We start from the raw sequence: 414 nt of genomic DNA, 5'->3' as shown, positions 1-414 counted from the left end.
CGGCGCCGGCGTCCAGTACGTCACGGATCAGCGCGGCGGCGAGCAGCTCCTCCAGGCCGACGGGAACGGTGCCCGTACCGCTCCGCGCGGACGGCGTGCCCTCGGGGTGCGCCGCGGGCGACATGCCCTCGGGGTGCGCACGCCGGCGGCCGGCCGGCCCACCGTCGCTCTGCCGTTCACCCATGTCCGTTCCCGTCCCTGCTCGATCCCGCCCGGTCCACCCGGCCCCACACCACCCAACCGACCCGCCCGGACCGGCTCGGTCCCGCCCGGTTCTGGCCAGTTCGGCCAGTCCGACCAGTTTCCGGCCCGTTGGCCGGGTCCTGCTTCACCTGCCCGGTCCCGCCCGCTCGCCCGGTCCTACCCGGCCGGACCGGGCGTGTACCGACCACGCGGGCCCGGCCGGTCAGCCGG

At 77.5% G+C, this 414-nt stretch carries 1 pseudogene; it reads right to left on the bottom strand.

The annotated features are described in order from the left end of the window. Positions 1–184 (bottom strand): annotated as a pseudogene (locus tag B9S61_RS06255) (hypothetical protein); the annotation flags it as partial. Positions 185–414: the final 230 nt, after the last annotated feature.

The sequence above is a fragment of the Streptomyces sp. SM1 genome, assembly GCF_002910825.1.
Classification (GTDB): Bacteria; Actinomycetota; Actinomycetes; order Streptomycetales; family Streptomycetaceae; genus Streptomyces; species Streptomyces okerensis.
The sequence above is the reverse complement of the archived record's forward strand: the minus strand, read 5'-3'. Positions and strand labels throughout refer to the sequence as shown.